Consider the following 17,136-nt stretch of genomic DNA (forward strand, 5'->3'; position numbering starts at 1 on the left):
CGTGTCGCCTGAATGACCGCGGTGGCGGTCCTCCGGGGCCTGCATCTGGCGGCCCTGCTGTCGGGGTTGGGCGCGGCGGGCTTCCTGCTGTGGGTGATGCCGGCCGCGGGCGATGCGCGGCCGGCCACGTCCGCTGTGGTGACGCTGTGCCGTGCCAGCCTGGGGCTGGCGCTGCTGCTGGGAACGGTCTGGTTTGCGCTGCTGGCGGGCGCGATCGCCGATGCCGATACGGCCGGCGCGGCCCTTGCGGCCCTGCCGGTCGTGGCATCGCAGACATGGGTGGGCCATGCCCTGCTGGTCCGTTTTGCCCTGGTTCTGCTTGCCCTGGTGCTGGCGGTCCTGCTTCCCGTCCGGCCCAAGCCGGCTTCGGCACGCACGGTCCAGACCGCTTCGGCAAAGCCGGGACTCCACGATCGGCATCCGCCGGCCATCGCCTTGTCTTGTATCCTCGTGATCATCGCAATCGGTCTCGGCATCCAGGGTATGATCGGTCACGCCGGCGCCGGCGGCAGCGCGGCGCTGGTCATCTCCGAATGGCTGCACCTTCTCGCCGCCGGGCTCTGGCTAGGCGGGCTGCTGCCGCTCTGGCTGGCGATCGCCCGCCTTGCCCCGGCCAACGCCGCTTCCGTGTGCGAACGCTTTTCCCCGATCGCGCTTGCCTGCGTGCTGGTCCTGGCTGCCACCGGCGTGGCCCAGGGCCTGGCTCTCATCGGCTCCCTCCCCGCCCTTCCCGACACACCCTACGGCCGGATCGCCTTGATCAAGATCGCGCTCTTCCTGATGGCCCTGGCACTGGCCGCGGTGAACCGGCTGTGGTTGACGGACCGGTTGGCGGCGCGGCATCCCTGCGCGCGTCCCGCGATGCGGGCTTCGGTGCTCGCCGAGACGGCGATTGGCCTTGGAATCGTCATGGCCGCGGCCTCCTTGGCGTCCCATGAGCCCGGCGTGGACCAGCAGCCGCCCGCGTCGCTTTCCTGGCTGTCGGAACGGGATTGCACGATCACGTGCCGCATCCCTCTGATCCATAACGCTCCCCCTCCTCCCAGCATTGGCAGATCGTCATGAGCACCAGCCCCAAATCCACACCGCCGGCCAACCGCATGATGTATGCCGTTATCGGTGTCCTGATGGCCGTGCTGCTGATTGGCGCCGGGTCCTTCATGTGGTTGAGCGGCCAGGAAGGTGGAGCGGGCGGGATCGGCGGCCCGTTCCAGCTGGTCAACGGCGACGGCAAGCCGGTGACCGATCAGGATTTCCGCGGCAAATACATGCTGGTCTATTTCGGCTACACTTATTGCCCGGATGTATGCCCGACGACACTGAATGCGGTCGCCGACGCCATGGACAAGCTGGGTTCGGCGGCCGCGAAGGTCCGGCCGGTCTTCATCACGGTCGACCCGAAGCGGGACACGCCCGCGGTGATAAAGCAATACGCGGCCGCGTTCACACCGTCACTCATCGGCCTGACAGGTACGCCGGAGGAGATCGCAAAGGTCGCGAAGGAGTACCGGGTCTACTATGCCGAACACCGTACGGGCCCGGGCCCCGACGACTACACGATGGATCACAGCTCGATCCTGTATCTCGTCGGGCCGGATGGCAGGTTCATCGCCCCGATCGCGGCCGACAAGAGCGGCGAGGAGATCGCGACGAGCCTGAAGAAACTGATCGGCTGATATCCGGCCGGCCGGCGCCCATCGTGATCACACGTCGCCGCTCCGGCGCGAACCGCGCTGGCCAGGCGGCGGATGCGACGGCGCTTTTTCAAATCCCGCGGCGGATGCCTCGGCTGGTATGAATCAGTGCCACCAGCCAGGTCCGCGCCAGCCCCAGCCGGGCCCGCGCCAGCCCCAACCTGGCCCGCCACGCCAACCCCAGCCGCCGCCCCAGCCCCAGCCGCCGCCAACGACGACGGTAGGCGCGACGACCGGAGCCGCCGCGACACCGAAACCGGGCCCGGCGACAGCGTAGCCGCCCGGCGGCGACTGCACCGAGTTACCGTAGGCATACATGCACTGGGTATAAGCGGTGTCGTAGCGCATCTGCGCATTGCCGCCCGCGGCCATCGCGTTGTTGGCTCCGACCGCCGTGCCGGTCAGCAGACCAGCCGCGGCCCCGACCGCGGCACCAGGTCCGGCCGCGCCGCTCGCCGCGCCGATCGCGGCGCCCAGTCCGGCGCCCAGCGCGGTGCCGACGGCGGCGCTGCCGATCTGCGCATTGGCCGCCGCTTGCTGGGCCGACAGGCCGCCCATCATCTGGTTGGCATAGCCACGGCAGTACATGTCTTCCTGCTGGAATTGCGAAAACGACTTGCCCTGCGGAGGGAGGGCCATCACGCTGGGGCCGTCGGGTGGCGGCACAGCGCAGGCACCCACGGCCAGCACCGGGGCGAGGGCAGCAACGGCAGCGACGCGGCGTTTCATGATCTTCCTCGAATCCTGCCACTCATGGACCCTCATCTAGGGAGGTCCGCGTGACTGGGAGGTAAAATAATGTGAAGCTGCGGCGAATTTGAGGCAGCGCCCCGCGTTTTATCCGACCCAGTCGCGAAACAGCGCCAGGTCAATGTTACCGCCACTGGCGATCAGCCCGACCTTGCGGCCGCGCATCCGATCCGCCTCCTGCCGCAAGGCAGCCAGGGGCGCGGCGCCAGCCCCTTCCACCAGGTTGTGGGTGTCGGTCCAATAGGCCTGGATTGCCGCCGCGATCGCCTCATCCGGCACGGTGACGATCCGCTCCGCGCCGCGCAGAATGATGCGCAGCGCTTCGGGATCCGGCTGCCGCACGGCGATTCCGTCCGCTTTCGTCTCGGCCTTGTTTCCGGCCACCAATGCCCCGGCAGCAAAGGATCGCGCGTAGCAATCGGCGCCGGCGCTCTGGACGCCGACGACCGCGGTGGACAGGCCCAGCAGGTCGCGAACCAGGATCGTGCCGCAGACCCCGGAACCCAGGCCGATCGGCACATAGACCGTGTCGAGATCGGGATGGGCGGTGAACAGCTCCAACGCATAGGTTGCGACGCCACGCACCAGGGCGGGTGCGAAGGACGGCACGAATGTCAGCGCCTGTTGGGCGGCGCGCCGGAAAGCGTCCTCCCGCGCCTCCTCGAAATCGGCGCCGTGCTCGATCAGCGTCGCGCCGTGGGCCATCATGGCGGCGTTCTTCTCCGGACTGTTCCCCCGGGGCACCACGATCGTCACCGGCACGCCAACTCGGCTGCCGGCAAACGCCAGAGACTGGCCATGGTTGCCGCGCGTAGCGGAAATCAGCCCAGGTGTAGCCGGCGGCAGCGCATCGGCCAGAACCAGTCCGCCCCGCACTTTGAATGCGCCGGTCGGCAGGTGATTTTCGTGCTTGACGACGACCTCGGCGCCGCATCGCCGCGAGAGCAGCGGCCATGCGATCTGCGCGGAGGGTGTAAGATGGCGTTGTATGACCGCGTGGGCGGCGTCCAATTCCGAGCGGCTGAACATATGGTTCAGCCTATCGCGCGTGCGCCCGTCCGCAAAGAACGGAAAGCAAAGCAGCCACCGGTCATCCGCTACAAAATGAAGTATAGCGGTTCATGACAGGGCCGGGCGGCCCTGTCATACGCCTGCGTTCAAGCAGGTTCTTCTTCGACCCCCTCTGGGGATCCCTCTGGGGATATCGCGATCAGGCCAGCTTCAGGTTCGTCGCCGCCGCCTTGCCGCGTTCCATCGCGATTTCGTAACTGACTTTCTGACCGTCATTCAGGCCCTTCAACCCCGCGGCCTGCACCGCGGTGATGTGGACGAAGACATCCTTGCCCCCGTCCTGCGGCATGATGAAACCGTATCCCTTGGTCGCGTTGAACCATTTAACCGTACCCACGGCCATGGCCTTTACCCTCCAGCTAGCCGGCCGGTTGAACCGACAACCGGCCAATCCATCAGCCTCCCCGGCCGGTCCTTATCTCAGACCGGCTTGAGATTTGTCGCGGATGTCTTCCCCCGCTCCATCGTCACGTCGAAGGACACGGCCTGCCCTTCGTCCAGACCACGCAGCCCGGCGGCCTGCACCGCCGTGATGTGGACGAAAACATCCTTTCCGCCTTCCTGCGGCATGATGAAACCGTATCCCTTGGTGGTGTTGAACCACTTGACCGTCCCTGTGGGCATTTGCGTTCTCCGTCCTGGCAGCGCGCTGAATTGCGACTGTTTGGACAACCGGGCCTTTGACATCCCCAGGCACCCGATCACGGAAGCGCAGACAGGCAAGCCAAAATACGATTGCACCAGTGTTATCTCACACCGAAAGCGCCGCGACTGTCAATGAAACTGGTGTCGCAACCGTCATTTCCCAAGGGACGGCTCCCAAGGACGGCATCGGCGAGGGCGCAATTCCCTCACCGCCAGGCCAACAGCGATCCTTTCGCGCCGCCAACCCGACGGGCGCCCCTGTTCTTTGCCCCGCCGTTCCGCTATCCGACGGGCGAAGGAGTGCCGCCATGACCTACCTCGTCGCCGACGACCTGCCGACCGCCCCTGCCGGAGAACGTCTGCGCGCCCTGCTGGCCCGTCCGGGCATCCTGCAGATGCCGGGCGCTCACAATGGCCAGGCCGCGCTCCAGGCGAAGCAAGCGGGGTTCGAGGCGTTGTATCTGTCGGGAGCGGCAATGACCGCGTCGATGGGCATTCCGGACCTGGGCATGATCACGGTCGACGAGGTCTGTTTCTTCGTTCGCCAGATCGCCCGCGCCACCGGGCTGCCGCTGCTGGTCGACGGCGATACCGGCTATGGCGAGGCGCTGAACGTGATGCACATGGTGCGGTCGTTTGAGGATGCCGGCGCCGCCGCGGTGCACATCGAGGATCAGTTGCTGCCGAAGAAATGCGGCCATCTGAACGACAAGAAACTGGCGGACCCGCACGACATGGCCGCCAAGATCGCGGCGGCGCGCAAGGCCCGCCGGCATCTGTTCATCATCGCCCGCACCGACGCGGCCGCATCCGAGGGAATCGACGGATCCGTTGGCCGCGCGAAACTGTTCCTCGAGGCCGGGGCGGATGCGATCTTCCCCGAGGCCCTGAATACCGCCGACATGTTCAAGGACGTCGCGCGCCGCCTGCCCGGCGTGCCCCTGCTGGCGAACATGACCGAGTTCGGGCGCACGCCGTTCTTCACGGCCTCCGAGTTCGAGGCGATGGGATACAAGATGGTGATCTGGCCGGTCAGCAGCCTGCGCGTCGCCAACAAGGCGCAGGAGAAGCTGTACGCCGCGATCCGCCGCGACGGGGGCACGCAGAACATGGTCGACGCCATGCAGACCCGCTCGGAACTGTACAAAACGATCGGCTATCACGATTATGAGGCGCTGGACGCATCGATCGTGAAGACGATCATTCCGGAAGCAATGCCACAGCGGGGATAGGGCTCCGGCGGCGCCGGATATGGCGGCGTGGCCATATCCCGCTGACTATATCCCGCTGACTATATCCCCCTGGCCGTATCCCCTTGCGCGGACGGCCCCCGGACCGTCATTTTCCCGCCGCCGCTCGGGAACGTGCCCGGCGCGGCCTGCCGCTTCCGGCTGCCGATCACCCATCCGCGCCCTCGCCTCCGGGCCAGGGCCGCTTTTCCGCGAAGGCCGCGGGTGGCCGTGCCAGGCGCGACCATGACGGGACGGCAACCATCGAAACGCAGCCCCGATGCCGGTGGCGCCATGGGGCACCGACGGATCGGTCTGGCCCCATCACACCGCTTGCCGCAGCGGCAGGATCAGGCGGGAGGGAAAGGACGGCCCGACATGGACCGTGTTGCGCGCCACCACCGGCGGCAACCGGCGGCCGGCGAACGGCTCACCGGTATTCGGGTTGACGTCGAAACGGGGGAAGTTGCTGCTGGACACGTCCAGCCGGATTCGGTGGCCGGCCCGCACCAGCACGCTGATCGCCCACAGGTCGATCGTCACCTCCACCACGACGCCGGGCTCCAGCGGCTCGTTCCGCTGGGCATATAACCGGCGATAGCCCGGCCCCGCCTGGGTGAAAGACCGCAGCCGAGCGCGGACGATGCCGTCCTGCAGGTTCATGGCGTAGCCATCCGGATAGTCCGGGCTGGGCGGGTACTCGTCGATCAGCTTTGCAGTGAAATCGGTATCCACCGCCGAGGATGACACGTGCAGCACCACGCTGATCATGCCGGACAGTTCGGTGTCCTCGGCCAGCGGCGCGGCACGGAACACCAGCACGTCCGGCCGTTCCGCCAGCGGACGCGTATCACGGCACTGCGACAACCGGCGGTCGCCGCGCTGGTCGTGCGGACCGGCCAGCACGATCTCCAATCCCGAACTGACATTGCCGCCCACCGTCGGCACCGGATCGGCCGGATCATGGGTATAGCTCAGCGATCCGGCCGGCGGGATGTCCCGATGCAGGCCGAGATCGGCGCCCAGGTGGAACGGGGTCGGCACCGCGTCGGGCGGCGGCCAGGCGGAAAAACACCGCCAGGAGCCGCCGGCCCGCAGATTGCCAGACGGCGTCCTGGACCCGTCGCCGCCCTCGATCCGGAAGGCATGGAACGCGCGCCCGGATGACAGGCCGCGGTCGACGCCTTTCACGTGCTGGTCGAACCAGCGCAGGATCGCCGCCGGCACATCGATCGGAAAATCCGGCCCGAAATCGACATCGCCCGCCACGCTGGACATCGAATAGACCGAGGAATGATAGCCGGCGCCGGCGATCATCTCCACCGGCGACGATTTTCCCTCCGCGTAGCCCTGGAACGCATCCAGCATTCCACCCAGGAACGCATCATACCAGGTCGCGATCAGCAGCACCGGCACGTCCGCCGCCGCCTTGTAGTCGAAACGGTATCCGTCCTGGTGCCAGAACGAATCGTACAGCTCATGACGCTGCCAGTCCTGGTACCAGGCATCGTAGCTGGGGGCGAGCGACAGCACCGACCCGCCTTCCGGCAACACGCCTCGCCGCATCAGCGCAAACGCATTGGCCGGTTCCAATGCTTTCGCGATGGCGCGGGCGACATGCGAATCCGCCGCCGCCTCCTTGCCATTGGCGGCCAGCCCCAGCGTGTAGTTCACATTGTGCGTCAACTGGAACGCGCCGCCCGACCAGGCGCCGTCCTCGTGGTAGTCGCCGGCGCCGACGCGGATCACCGCGGCGACGAGCCCGCGCGGATTCCGGCACAGGATCGCCTGCGCCGTGGAGGCATAGTAGCTCGATCCGGTGACCGCGACACGCCCGTCGCACCAGGGCTGCGCCCGGATCCATTCAAAAGTGTCGATGCCGTCGTCACCCTCGGACGGGTAGGAGATGAATTCACCCTCGGATCCGAAGCGCCCACGGCAGTCCTGCTTGACGCAGGCATAGCCACGCCTGGCCCAGAACGCGCCGTCGGGGGTGTTGGTCTGGCTGCGCGCCTTGTCATAGGGCGTGCGCTCCAGCACCACCGGCCAGCGGCCGGGCCGGATCGCGCCGTCGGCGGCGGGCAGGTAAATGTCGGTCGCGAGGCGCGTGCCGTCACGCATCGTCACCATCACGTCGTGCAGTACGGCATGCGCGCATTCGGGCGCACGGAGCGGCGGACGGGCGGCGCTGCCCGCTGCAGGTTCGGTCATGGTTGTCCTTGTTCCTGGACGGCGGCGACAATCAGCCGACGTTTCGCCACCCAGTGCTATCGGGGTTCCCGGCCACCGGCAAATTCGGCCAGTGGGGTCGCATCCAGTGGGGTCGCATCCAGTGGGCTTGCATCCCGTGGGCTTGCCTGGGACGCTGGGGCCGGGCATGCGTAACAGCCCGCCGCCACGCCAGCCGGATGACACCGCTCTATATCAGCAACGACATCTATCGCCGCTCCAGCTACGGCGGGAAGCATCCGCTGGCGGTGCCGCGCGTCTCCGTCTGCACGGATCTGTGCCGCGCCCTGGGCTGGCTGCCGGACGACGTCTTTCGAAACGCGCCGATGGCGACCGAGGCACAGCTTACCCGTTTCCACGATCCCGCCTACGTCGCCGCGCTGCGCCAGGCGGAGCGCGACCAGGCGGTGACGCCGTCCGTCCGCGACCGCTTCCGCATCAATGCCGACGGCAACCCGGTCTATCGGGAGGTCTTCAGCCGCCCCGCCATCTCGGCCGGGGGCGTCATGCTCGCCGCACGCCTGACCGCCGAGCGCGGCATCGCCCACTGCCCCGGCGGCGGCACGCATCACGGCCGGGCGGACCGGGCCGCAGGGTTCTGCTTCCTCAATGATCCCGTGCTGGGCCTGCTCACCTGGCTGGATCATGGGTTCGACAACATCGTCTACCTGGACATCGACGCGCACCATGGCGACGGGGTGCAGGACGCGTTTCATGGCGATCGGCGCGTGCTGACGATCTCCTTGCATGAGGCCGGCCGCTGGCCCTTCACCGGTCTGGCGGCCGACACCGCCGGGGGCACTGCGCGTAATTTTCCGCTGCCCGCCGGCTGCAATGATTCCGAGTTCGCGCACGTGATCGACACGGCGGTCCTGCCGCTGATCCGCGCGCGCCGGCCCCAGGCGATCATGCTGCAGGCCGGTGCCGACGGGCTGGAGGAAGACCCGCTGGCGAAGCTGTCGCTGTCGAACAACGCCCATCGGGCCGTCGTGCAGGCGATCCGCCCGCTCGCGCCGCGTCTGGCCGTGCTGGGCGGCGGTGGCTATAACCCCTGGACGACCGGCCGGTGCTGGGCGCTGATCTGGGGCACCTTGAACGACCACCCGATTCCCGACCGCCTGCCGCCGGAAGCCGAGGCGGTCTTGCGCGGCTTGACCTATCCGCGTGCCGCCGGACGCAATCCGCCGGACCACTGGTTCACCACCCTTCAGGACGCGCCGCGCGACGGACCGATCCGCGATGCCGTCCGCCGCATGACCGAAGAGGCCCTGTCCGCATGAACCGCCGCTCCCTGCTGGCCCTGTTGCTGGCTGCTCCATTGGCCCTGCCTGCCGCCGCCAGCCGTGCCCAGGAACCGAAGGGCCCGCAGCCCACCTTGCCGAAGGAGAAACTCGTCATCGTAACGCGCGACGGCGCGAAACACGCCTTCGATGTCGAAATGGCCACCACCCCGGACCAGCAGACGATCGGGCTGATGTTCCGTAAAGACGTGCCGCCGGATAGCGGCATGCTGTTCGACTGGGGCGCCGCGCGCCCGTCCTCCATGTGGATGAAGAACACGCTGGTACCGCTGGACATGGTGTTCATCAACGCCGATGGGACGATCCGCTCCATCGCCGAGAACACCGTGCCGCACAGCCTGGCCCCGATCGACAGTCGCGGACCGGTACGCGCGACATTGGAACTGGCGGCGGGCACGACGGCGAAGTTGAATATCCGGGTCGGTGATGTGGTGCATCAGCGCATTTTCGGCAACGCACCCTAGCGGGTTGGTCCTTGCATCGCCGCGGTCCAGGCCATAGGGTCCGGCCGCATCGGTCGGGGCGTGGCGCAGCCTGGTAGCGCGCCTGTTTTGGGTACAGGAGGTCGTGGGTTCGAGTCCCGCCGCCCCGACCATTCAATCGGAGTAGTCGCCGCATGCGGGCCCGCATCTTCCAGCCCCCCAAGAACGCCATGCAGTCCGGCTGGGCCAAGACCCATCAATGGGTGCTGGAATTCGTCCCCAACAGCGCCAAGCGCCCGGACGCGCTGATGGGCTGGGCCGGCGGCGGCGACACCCAGACCCAGGTCCGCCTGACGTTCGACACACGCGAGGAAGCGATCAGCTACGCCGACACGGCCGGCCTGACCTATGAGGTCGAGATCCCGCACCACCGAAAGGTCAAGCCCAAGGCCTACGCCGATAATTTCCGCTATGGCCGGCTGGAAAACTGGACGCACTGACCCGTCCGCATGGCCGTCTATACGGAAGTCACCGACGACGCGCTGACGGCCTTCCTGGCTGACTACGACATCGGATCGGTCGTCGCCTTCCGCGGCATCGCCGAGGGCGTCGAGAACTCCAACTACTCGCTGCGTACAACGGCCGGCGATTTCATCCTGACGCTGTACGAAAAGCGTGTCGATCCGACGGAGCTGCCCTGGTTCCTGGGCCTGATGGACCACCTGGCCCGGCGCGGGATCGCCTGCCCCACACCGGTGCATGGCCGTGACGGCGCCGCACTGCGGCGGCTGGCCGGGCGGCACGCGGCGATCACCACCTTCCTGCCCGGCGTCTGGCCCCGCCGCGTGCGGATCGGGCATTGCGGTCCGGTCGGTGCCGCGCTGGCCGGGCTGCACCTCGCCGGGGCGGACTATGCGCCCACCCGGACCAACGCGCTGGGGCCGCATGGCTGGCGGCCGCTGCTGGACCGGTCGCGCGACCGCGGCGACGCGGTCCAACCCAACCTGATCGCCGACCTGGACACGGCACTGACGCATATCCTGGCCGCCTGGCCGGCCGAGCTGCCGCGCGGGCACATCCATGCCGACCTGTTTCCCGACAACGTGTTCTTTCTGAACGACCACCTGTCGGGCCTGATCGACTTCTATTTCGCCGCCACCGACCTTCTGGCCTACGATATTGCGGTCTGCCTGAACGCCTGGTGTTTCGAGCCCGATTTCTCGTTCAACGTCACCAAAAGCCGCGCGCTGCTGGCCGCCTATCAGACGGTGCGCCCGCTGACGGCGGCGGAGATGGCGGCGCTGCCGGTGCTGTGCCAGGGCGCGGCGATCCGGTTCCTGCTGACGCGGCTGTACGACTGGCTGAACACGCCCGACGGCGCCATGGTCACTCGCAAGGACCCGCTGGAATACTGGCGGCGCCTGCGCTTCCACCTGACTGCCAGGGACGCCGGCGCCTATGGCCTCTGATGACATCGTGGTGGCCGATCCGGATAAGGTCGTGGAGATCTGGACCGATGGCGGCTGCAATCCCAATCCGGGCCCCGGCGGCTGGGCGGCGGTGCTGCGCTTCCGCGGCGTGGAAAAGGAATTGTCCGGCGCCGAGGCCGCCACCACCAACAACCGCATGGAGCTGACCGCGGCGGCCATGGCGCTGGAAACGCTGAAACGCCCCTGCCATGTCATCCTGCACACCGACAGCCAGTATCTGAAAAACGGCATCACGCGCTGGAGCCATGGCTGGGTTCGCAAGGGCTGGCGCAGCGCCAGCGGCGATCCCGTCGCCAACATGGATCTGTGGCAACGCATCCTGGCGGGCAACGCGGCCCACACGGTGGATTGGCGCTGGGTGCGCGGCCATTCCGGTCATGACATGAACGAACGGGTGGACCGCCTGGCGACCGAGGCGCGCCGGAAGGCATTCGGGAGATGACCAGGCCCGACACGGACCCACGGCACGCGGCCCGACGGGGTGCGTCCCGTTACGGTCATTGCATGGTATCGCCTCCACATGGTTGCACACGAGGGGCAGCACACGGGGACCAGCACACGGGGACCGGTGCCGGACAGGGGTTTTCGTGCGGCCTTCCCTGCCGTACGCTACCGTTTCCGCGCCGTCTCCGACGCGAGGCTCTTGCGCAGCGCGTCCATGATATTGATGACATTGCTCGCCGGTTCCCCTTCCGGCTCCGCCGCCTTCGGCGTCGATGGCGAACGCGTCTTCTTCCGCCGTGACGCGATGATATCCAGCAGGCGCGCCTGCACCGGGTCGGAAACCATCTCCGTGTCCCAGGACCGCGTATTACGCTCGATCAACGTGGTCACCATCTTCAGCAATCCGGGCTCGGTCGGCACGGACTTGATATCAGCAAAGAAGGCCTGCGGGTCTCTCACTTCGTCGCCGTAACGCAGCGTCCACAGCACGATGCCGCGCCCGCGCGGCTCCAGCAGCACCGCCCGTTCGCGCCGATACATGACCAGGCGGGAGATGCCGACCATTCCGGTTGCCGCCATCGCCTGTCGGATGACGGAGAACGCTTCCTCCCCCACCGGATCGTCCGGTGTCAGGTAGTGCGGCCTGTCATAGAAGATCCAGCCGACAGACTCCGCCGGAACGAACATCTCGATATCGATCGTCCGCGTGGTTTCCAGTGCGACGGCCTCGATCTCCTCGTCCTCCAGCATGACATAGTCGTCGGCACCGCTCTGGTAGCCTTTGACCTGGTCGTCGTCGTCCACCGGCTGGCCGGTTTCGGCATCGACATAGTCACTGCGCACCCGATGGCCGGTCGCGCGGTTGAAGACGTGGAACCGCAGCTTTTCGCTGTCCGAGGTAGCCGGAGTCATCGCCACCGGACAGGTCACGAGCGAGAGCTTCAGATAGCCTTTCCAGAAGGAACGCGCGGCCATGGCTGCTCAACGCCGGCCGCGTGGTCGGGTTCCTGGTGCGCAGGCCCCCGGCTCGATAGCTGCCTCGATAGCCGCCTCGACAGCGCATGAGTTCATGATATGTTCCATGTCATGGCGGATTACGCGGAACTCCAGGTCACCTCCAACTACTCCTTCCTGCGCGGCGCGTCACATGTGGAGGAGCTGCTGGGCGAGGCCCGCCGCCTTGGCCTGCCGGCGATCGGGCTGACCGACCGCAATACGCTGGCCGGCATGGCACGTGCCCACCAGCGCGCCGAGGAAGCCGGTATCCGCCTGGTCGTCGGTTGCCGGCTGGACCTGCGCGATGACCTGCCGGTGCTTGTCTACCCCACCAACCGAGCCGCCTATGCTCGGCTCTGCGCATTGCTGAGTTTGGGAAAGCGACGCGCCGGCAAGGGCGGCTGCGATCTGACATGGGCCGACCTGGCGGAGCGGGCCGAGGGGTTGCTGGCCGTGCTGCTGCCCGAAGCCGCGGCCAGTCTCCTGCCCCCCGCCCTGCCCGACCGCCTGGCGCGGCTGGCGAAGGATTTTCCAGGCCGTGCCTATCTGGCGTTGACGATCCGGCGGCGGCCACGCGATGCCGAGAGGCTGCGGCGCCTGTCGATCCTGGCGCGGACGGCCGGCGTGCCGACCGTCGCTACCGGAGACGTGCTGTACCACGATCCGCACAGGCGCATCCTGCAGGACGTGCTGACTTGCATCCGCGAGGGCTGCACTATCGACGAGGTCGGCTTCCGCCGCGAGCGCAGCGTCGATCGGGCGCTGAAATCCCCCGCCGAGATGCGGCGACAGTTCGCCGCCTATCCGGACGCCGTCGCCCGCTCATTGGAAATCGTGGAGCGCTGTCGTTTCTCCCTGTCCGACCTGTGTTACCAGTATCCGCACGAAACCGTCGATCCATCCCGCACCGCGCAGCAGACGCTGGCGGAGCTGGTCCGGGACGGCGCGGCATGGCGTTATCCGCACGGCGTGCCGGACGTGGTCGAGCAGCAGTTGCGGAATGAACTGGCATTGATCGAACGGCTCGACTACGCGCCGTATTTCCTGACCGTGCACAGCATCGTCCGTTACGCGAGGTCGCAGCAGATCCTCTGCCAGGGGCGCGGCAGCGCGGCGAACAGCGCGGTCTGCTACGTGCTGGGCATCACCGCCATCGATCCCATCGAATCCGGCCTGCTGTTCGAACGTTTCGTGTCCGCGGAACGCAAGGAACCGCCGGACATCGATGTCGATTTCGACCATGAGAAGCGGGAGGATGTGATCCAGTGGATCTATGACCATTACGGCCGGGACAAGGCGGCGCTGTGCGCCACGGTGATCCGCTATCGCGCCCGCGGGGCGGTGCGGGATGTCGGCAAGGCGCTGGGGCTGACCGAGGATGTCACCAAGGCCATCGCCTCCCAGTTGTGGGAATGGTCACGGGATGGCGTGCATGAGGATCGGCTGACGGAGCTGAACCTGGATCCGCGCGACCTCCGGCTGCGCCTGACAATCGAGCTGGCGCAGACACTGATCGGGTTTCCCCGCCATCTCAGCCAGCACCCTGGCGGGTTCGTGCTGACCTGCGACCGGCTGGACGCGCTGGTGCCGGTGGAACCGGCGGCGATGAAGGACCGCCAGGTGATCGAGTGGGACAAGGACGATATCGACATCCTGCGCTGGGTGAAGGTGGATGTGCTGGGCCTGGGCATGCTGGGCTGCATGCGCCGCGCCTTCGACCTGCTGCGGACGCATCATGGCGTCCCGATGGATCTGGCCTCTGTCCCCAAGGCGGATTCCGCCACTTACGCCATGATCCAGAAGGCCGACACGCTGGGAGTGTTCCAGATCGAATCCCGCGCGCAGATGACCATGCTGCCACGGTTGAAGCCGGCCACCCTCTATGACCTGGTGATCGAGATCGCGATCGTCCGTCCCGGCCCGATCCAGGGTGACATGGTGCACCCCTACCTGCGCCGGCGCGAAGGCAAGGAGCCGGTTTTCTATCCCAAGCCGGAACTGGAGCATGTCCTGGGCAAGACCCTGGGCGTGCCGCTGTTCCAGGAACAGGCGATGCGGGTGGCGATGGTCTGTGCCGGGTTCTCGGCCACCGAGGCGGATCAACTGCGGCGTTCCATGGCCACGTTCAAGGTCACAGGCGGCGTCTCGCATTTTCGCGACCGGCTGATCGCCGGCATGGAGGCGAATGGCTACTCAAGAGACTTTGCCGAACAGACGATCACGCAGATCGAGGGCTTCGGCTCCTACGGTTTTCCGGAAAGCCATGCCGCCAGCTTCGCGCTGATCGCCTACGCCAGCTCCTGGATGAAGTGCCACTATCCGGATGTGTTCTGCTGCGCGCTGCTGAACGCGCAGCCGATGGGGTTCTATGCGCCGGCGCAGATCGTGCGCGATGCGCGCGAACATGGGGTGGTGGTCCGGCCGGTCTGCGTCAATCACAGCCAATGGGACTGCACGCTGGAACCGATCGCGGGAGGCCCGGGGGAACCGGTCGAGGAAAGCCTGGGCGTCGAGGAAGGCCTGGGCGAAGGCCGGTTGTTTGCGGTGCGGCTGGGCATGCGCATGGTCAAGGGGCTGTCAAAGGTGCAGGCCCAGGCGATCGTCGATGCCCGAGGGAATGAGCCCTACCGGTCCCCCGAGGTGCTGTGGCGCCGTGCCGGTGTGCCGCATGCCGCGCTGCAACGGCTGGCCGAGGCGGATGCGCTGCGTGCGCTGGAGGTGGACCGGCGGGCTGCTTTGTGGGCCGTGCGCGGCCTGCCCGACACGGTGCTGCCGCTGTTCGCCGCCGCCGATGCCGGACGGCCGCCGGAGCCGGAGCTGACGGAACCGACGGTCACGCTGACGCCGCTGACCGCCGGCCGCAGCGTGGTGCAGGATTATGCCAGTGTAGGCCTGTCGCTGCGCGGTCACCCGGTATCGTTCCTCCGCGCCGATCTGCGGGCGCGCGGCATCACCCCATGCGGCCTGCTGACGGACAGGCGCGATGGTCAGCACCTGACGGTGGCCGGGCTGGTGCTGGTGCGCCAGCGCCCTGGCACCGCGACCGGTGTCGTGTTCATCACTGTCGAGGATGAGACCGGGATCGCCAACCTCGTCGTCTGGTCCGATGTATTCGACCGGCAGCGCCGGACCATCCTGTCCGCCGGCATGTTGAGCTGCCGTGGCCGGCTGCAGCGGGAGGGCGATGTGATCCACGTGGTGGCGGAACAGCTTGAGGACCTGACACCACTGCTGCGCCAGGTCGGCCAACGGCATGAGGGTCGGGACCAGGCCTTTCCGCCGCCGCATGGGCGAGGCGACGAAACCGTCCATCCGAATGGTCCCGACCCGCGCCTGGCGGCCGCGCGGAAACCGGCCCTGCGGCAGCGGACCAGGGATTTCCGCTGACCCGCCCGAACTGGCGCCCGAATCCATATTGCCATCCAGCAAATTACAATCCATTCCCGACGGCCATGCCCCTTCTGACGACCATGTCCCCGACACCGGTCGCCCAGACCGCCCATCCCCGCCGCCTGCGCTGGAGCGACCTTTCCGATGCATCCGCGATGGCCCATCTCGGCCAACGCGTGCGGGTGGATGGCTGGCTGACCGCCCCGGACCTCACCGGCCATCGGCAATTGGTGGCGGAGCCGCCGTGCTGTCCGGGCTGCCTGCCCGGCTCCTCCGATGGTCGCATCCGTATTCCCGCTTCCCGTCATCTGGCCGGCGGTGCCGTCCGTCTTGAGGGCATCCTGCGGCGGGACCGGACTGCCTGGGTACTGAGCGACGCCCGCCCCGCCGCGCGCGGCATCGGCCGGCGCAGCGTGCTGGCCGCCCCACCATTGCTCTGCCTCGCCGCCGGCGCACCGCAGACCGATCCGCGCCAGGCCATTGCCGGGATGCCGACCGTCGACGTGCATTCGCACGCCGGCAAGCTGCTCTATGTCCGCACCCAGGCGCCCTTCACGCCGGTATCGGAACCGATGCGCCAGGGCGGCCTCGCCGTCGCCTGCCTCGCCATCGTCTCCGATGCGCCGACCCACCGCATCATGGCTGATCACCGGATTCACCCCTATCGGGATCCGGCCCCCGGCGAACTCCATGCTTACGCCCAGCGCGCCTTCGCCCGCCTGCACGCCCTGGCTGCTGACCAGGGTATGCCGATCATCGCCGACAGGGCCGCCCTGCTCGCTGCGCGGCCGGACCGCCCCAGCGCCGTGGTGGCCGCCGAGGGTGGCGATTTCCTGGAAGGCAATCCCGACCGGTTGGATGAAGCCTATGCGCGCTGGCAGCTCCGCCACCTGCAACTCACGCACTACAGGGTGAACGAGCTTGGCGACATCCAGACCGAGGAACCGGTGCATGGCGGCCTGACCGATCTGGGTGCCGAGGTGGTCCGCCGCTGCAACCGGCTGGGCATTGTCGTGGACGTCGCCCACGGCACGCTCGATCTGGTGCGCCGAGCAGCCACCGTGACCACGAAGCCGCTAGTGCTGTCGCACACGTCCCTGACAACCCGCCCCCGCCCGTTCACCCGGCTCATCACACCAGAGCATGCTCGGCTTATCGCCTCCACCGGCGGCATGGTCGGCATCTGGCCCGTCGCGGCGCTGTTTCCCGACATGGCGGCGCTGGCTGGCGGCATCGCCCGCATGGCGGCCATCGTCGGTGTCGACCATGTCGGGCTGGGCACGGATTCCATGGGTCTGGTCGGCCCGGCGACCTTCGATTCCTATGCTCAACTCCCCGACCTGGCGGCAGCGCTGCTGGCGACCGGGTTCTCGGTCGAGGACACGCGGAAGATCATGGGCGGTAACTACACGCGCGTGTTTGCAGCCAGCCTGGCCTGAACCCGCTTTTGATGCTCCGCCGGCCGGACGCCGGCC

General features: G+C 67.6%; 16 protein-coding genes and 1 tRNA gene. 11 read left to right on the forward strand and 6 right to left on the reverse strand.

From position 1 onward, the window contains the following. Nucleotides 1-12 precede the first annotated feature (12 nt). Together VHC04_RS05225 and VHC04_RS05230 are read left to right on the forward strand one after the other, a co-directional pair. Nucleotides 13-1,065 carry a copper resistance D family protein gene (locus tag VHC04_RS05225; protein WP_325678724.1) on the forward strand — a complete coding sequence of 351 codons (1,053 nt, stop codon included), beginning with the start codon at nt 13-15 and terminating at the stop codon, nt 1,063-1,065. Beyond that, complete coding sequence (locus tag VHC04_RS05230; RefSeq protein ID WP_325678726.1) at nt 1,062-1,676, forward strand: SCO family protein; 615 nt, start codon at nt 1,062-1,064, stop codon at nt 1,674-1,676. Before VHC04_RS05225 ends, VHC04_RS05230 begins: the two co-directional genes overlap by 4 nt. A gap of 123 nt (nt 1,677-1,799) precedes the next feature. Here the strand turns inward: VHC04_RS05230 and VHC04_RS05235 are convergent, their stop codons facing one another. The 4 genes from VHC04_RS05235 to VHC04_RS05250 form a co-directional block, all read right to left on the reverse strand. Beyond that, on the reverse strand, nt 1,800-2,423 hold the full coding sequence (locus VHC04_RS05235; RefSeq protein WP_325678728.1) for a glycine zipper family protein: 624 nt from the start codon (nt 2,421-2,423) through the stop codon (nt 1,800-1,802). A 108-nt stretch (nt 2,424-2,531) separates the two neighbouring features. Then, complete coding sequence (locus VHC04_RS05240) at nt 2,532-3,473, reverse strand: threonine dehydratase (protein WP_325678730.1); 942 nt, start codon at nt 3,471-3,473, stop codon at nt 2,532-2,534. Nucleotides 3,474-3,654: 181 nt separating this feature from the next. Further along, a complete protein-coding gene (locus tag VHC04_RS05245; RefSeq protein WP_325678732.1) occupies nt 3,655-3,858 on the reverse strand; it encodes a cold-shock protein in 204 nt (67 codons plus the stop codon). A gap of 77 nt (nt 3,859-3,935) precedes the next feature. Further along, a complete protein-coding gene (locus VHC04_RS05250; RefSeq protein ID WP_325678734.1) occupies nt 3,936-4,139 on the reverse strand; it encodes a cold-shock protein in 204 nt (67 codons plus the stop codon). A gap of 329 nt (nt 4,140-4,468) precedes the next feature. Between VHC04_RS05250 and prpB the strand changes: the two genes are divergently transcribed. Then, nucleotides 4,469-5,392 carry a methylisocitrate lyase gene (prpB, locus tag VHC04_RS05255; RefSeq protein WP_325678736.1) on the forward strand — a complete coding sequence of 308 codons (924 nt, stop codon included), beginning with the start codon at nt 4,469-4,471 and terminating at the stop codon, nt 5,390-5,392. 321 nt (nt 5,393-5,713) lie between these two features. On the opposite strand, the gene VHC04_RS05260 is transcribed toward prpB, so the two are convergent. After that, nucleotides 5,714-7,600 (reverse strand): CocE/NonD family hydrolase, encoded by a 1,887-nt coding sequence (locus VHC04_RS05260; RefSeq protein ID WP_325678738.1) that lies wholly within the window; start codon nt 7,598-7,600, stop codon nt 5,714-5,716. Nucleotides 7,601-7,797: 197 nt separating this feature from the next. Between VHC04_RS05260 and VHC04_RS05265 the strand changes: the two genes are divergently transcribed. From VHC04_RS05265 to rnhA, 6 genes are all read left to right on the forward strand, one after another. Next, complete coding sequence (locus VHC04_RS05265; protein WP_325678740.1) at nt 7,798-8,898, forward strand: acetoin utilization protein AcuC; 1,101 nt, start codon at nt 7,798-7,800, stop codon at nt 8,896-8,898. Continuing rightward, on the forward strand, nt 8,895-9,383 hold the full coding sequence (locus VHC04_RS05270; RefSeq protein ID WP_325678742.1) for a DUF192 domain-containing protein: 489 nt from the start codon (nt 8,895-8,897) through the stop codon (nt 9,381-9,383). The genes VHC04_RS05265 and VHC04_RS05270 overlap by 4 nt, the downstream gene beginning before the upstream one ends. A gap of 54 nt (nt 9,384-9,437) precedes the next feature. Then, nucleotides 9,438-9,514: transfer RNA gene (locus VHC04_RS05275), tRNA-Pro, on the forward strand. Nucleotides 9,515-9,535: 21 nt separating this feature from the next. Next, nucleotides 9,536-9,841, forward strand: a complete 306-nt coding sequence (locus tag VHC04_RS05280; RefSeq protein WP_325678744.1) for an ETC complex I subunit — start codon at nt 9,536-9,538, stop codon at nt 9,839-9,841. A gap of 9 nt (nt 9,842-9,850) precedes the next feature. Further along, nucleotides 9,851-10,810, forward strand: a complete 960-nt coding sequence (locus VHC04_RS05285; RefSeq protein WP_325678746.1) for a homoserine kinase — start codon at nt 9,851-9,853, stop codon at nt 10,808-10,810. Then, nucleotides 10,800-11,273: a ribonuclease HI gene (rnhA, locus tag VHC04_RS05290; protein WP_408903777.1), complete on the forward strand. Its 474-nt coding sequence runs from the start codon at nt 10,800-10,802 to the stop codon at nt 11,271-11,273. The genes VHC04_RS05285 and rnhA overlap by 11 nt, the downstream gene beginning before the upstream one ends. Before the next feature lie 167 nt (nt 11,274-11,440). Here the strand turns inward: rnhA and VHC04_RS05295 are convergent, their stop codons facing one another. After that, complete coding sequence (locus tag VHC04_RS05295) at nt 11,441-12,250, reverse strand: Ku protein (protein ID WP_325678748.1); 810 nt, start codon at nt 12,248-12,250, stop codon at nt 11,441-11,443. Between the two features lie 99 nt (nt 12,251-12,349). On the opposite strand from VHC04_RS05295, the gene VHC04_RS05300 reads away from it, so the two are divergent. Together VHC04_RS05300 and VHC04_RS05305 are read left to right on the forward strand one after the other, a co-directional pair. After that, entirely contained in the window at nt 12,350-15,658 is a 3,309-nt protein-coding gene (locus VHC04_RS05300) for an error-prone DNA polymerase (RefSeq protein WP_325678750.1), read from the forward strand. Between the two features lie 158 nt (nt 15,659-15,816). Then, a complete protein-coding gene (locus tag VHC04_RS05305) occupies nt 15,817-17,100 on the forward strand; it encodes a dipeptidase (protein ID WP_325678752.1) in 1,284 nt (427 codons plus the stop codon). Nucleotides 17,101-17,136 lie beyond the last annotated feature (36 nt).

Origin of the sequence: Rhodopila sp. (assembly GCF_035548095.1) — a bacterium.
GTDB lineage: Bacteria > Pseudomonadota > Alphaproteobacteria > Acetobacterales > Acetobacteraceae > Rhodopila.

Bases quoted from the DNA above. Each gene is read 5' to 3' on its own strand.
- VHC04_RS05305 (WP_325678752.1), top strand. From the start codon at position 15,817: ATGGCCCATCTCGGCCAACGCGTGCGGGTGGATGGCTGGCTGACCGCC.
- VHC04_RS05295 (WP_325678748.1), bottom strand. From the start codon at position 12,250: ATGGCCGCGCGTTCCTTCTGGAAAGGCTATCTGAAGCTCTCGCTCGTG.
- VHC04_RS05225 (WP_325678724.1), top strand. From the start codon at position 13: ATGACCGCGGTGGCGGTCCTCCGGGGCCTGCATCTGGCGGCCCTGCTG.
- VHC04_RS05280 (WP_325678744.1), top strand. From the start codon at position 9,536: ATGCGGGCCCGCATCTTCCAGCCCCCCAAGAACGCCATGCAGTCCGGC.
- VHC04_RS05245 (WP_325678732.1), bottom strand. From the start codon at position 3,858: ATGGCCGTGGGTACGGTTAAATGGTTCAACGCGACCAAGGGATACGGT.
- VHC04_RS05250 (WP_325678734.1), bottom strand. From the start codon at position 4,139: ATGCCCACAGGGACGGTCAAGTGGTTCAACACCACCAAGGGATACGGT.
- VHC04_RS05285 (WP_325678746.1), top strand. From the start codon at position 9,851: ATGGCCGTCTATACGGAAGTCACCGACGACGCGCTGACGGCCTTCCTG.
- prpB (WP_325678736.1), top strand. From the start codon at position 4,469: ATGACCTACCTCGTCGCCGACGACCTGCCGACCGCCCCTGCCGGAGAA.
- VHC04_RS05270 (WP_325678742.1), top strand. From the start codon at position 8,895: ATGAACCGCCGCTCCCTGCTGGCCCTGTTGCTGGCTGCTCCATTGGCC.
- VHC04_RS05230 (WP_325678726.1), top strand. From the start codon at position 1,062: ATGAGCACCAGCCCCAAATCCACACCGCCGGCCAACCGCATGATGTAT.
- rnhA (WP_408903777.1), top strand. From the start codon at position 10,800: ATGGCCTCTGATGACATCGTGGTGGCCGATCCGGATAAGGTCGTGGAG.
- VHC04_RS05265 (WP_325678740.1), top strand. From the start codon at position 7,798: ATGACACCGCTCTATATCAGCAACGACATCTATCGCCGCTCCAGCTAC.
- VHC04_RS05300 (WP_325678750.1), top strand. From the start codon at position 12,350: ATGTTCCATGTCATGGCGGATTACGCGGAACTCCAGGTCACCTCCAAC.
- VHC04_RS05240 (WP_325678730.1), bottom strand. From the start codon at position 3,473: ATGTTCAGCCGCTCGGAATTGGACGCCGCCCACGCGGTCATACAACGC.
- VHC04_RS05260 (WP_325678738.1), bottom strand. From the start codon at position 7,600: ATGACCGAACCTGCAGCGGGCAGCGCCGCCCGTCCGCCGCTCCGTGCG.
- VHC04_RS05235 (WP_325678728.1), bottom strand. From the start codon at position 2,423: ATGAAACGCCGCGTCGCTGCCGTTGCTGCCCTCGCCCCGGTGCTGGCC.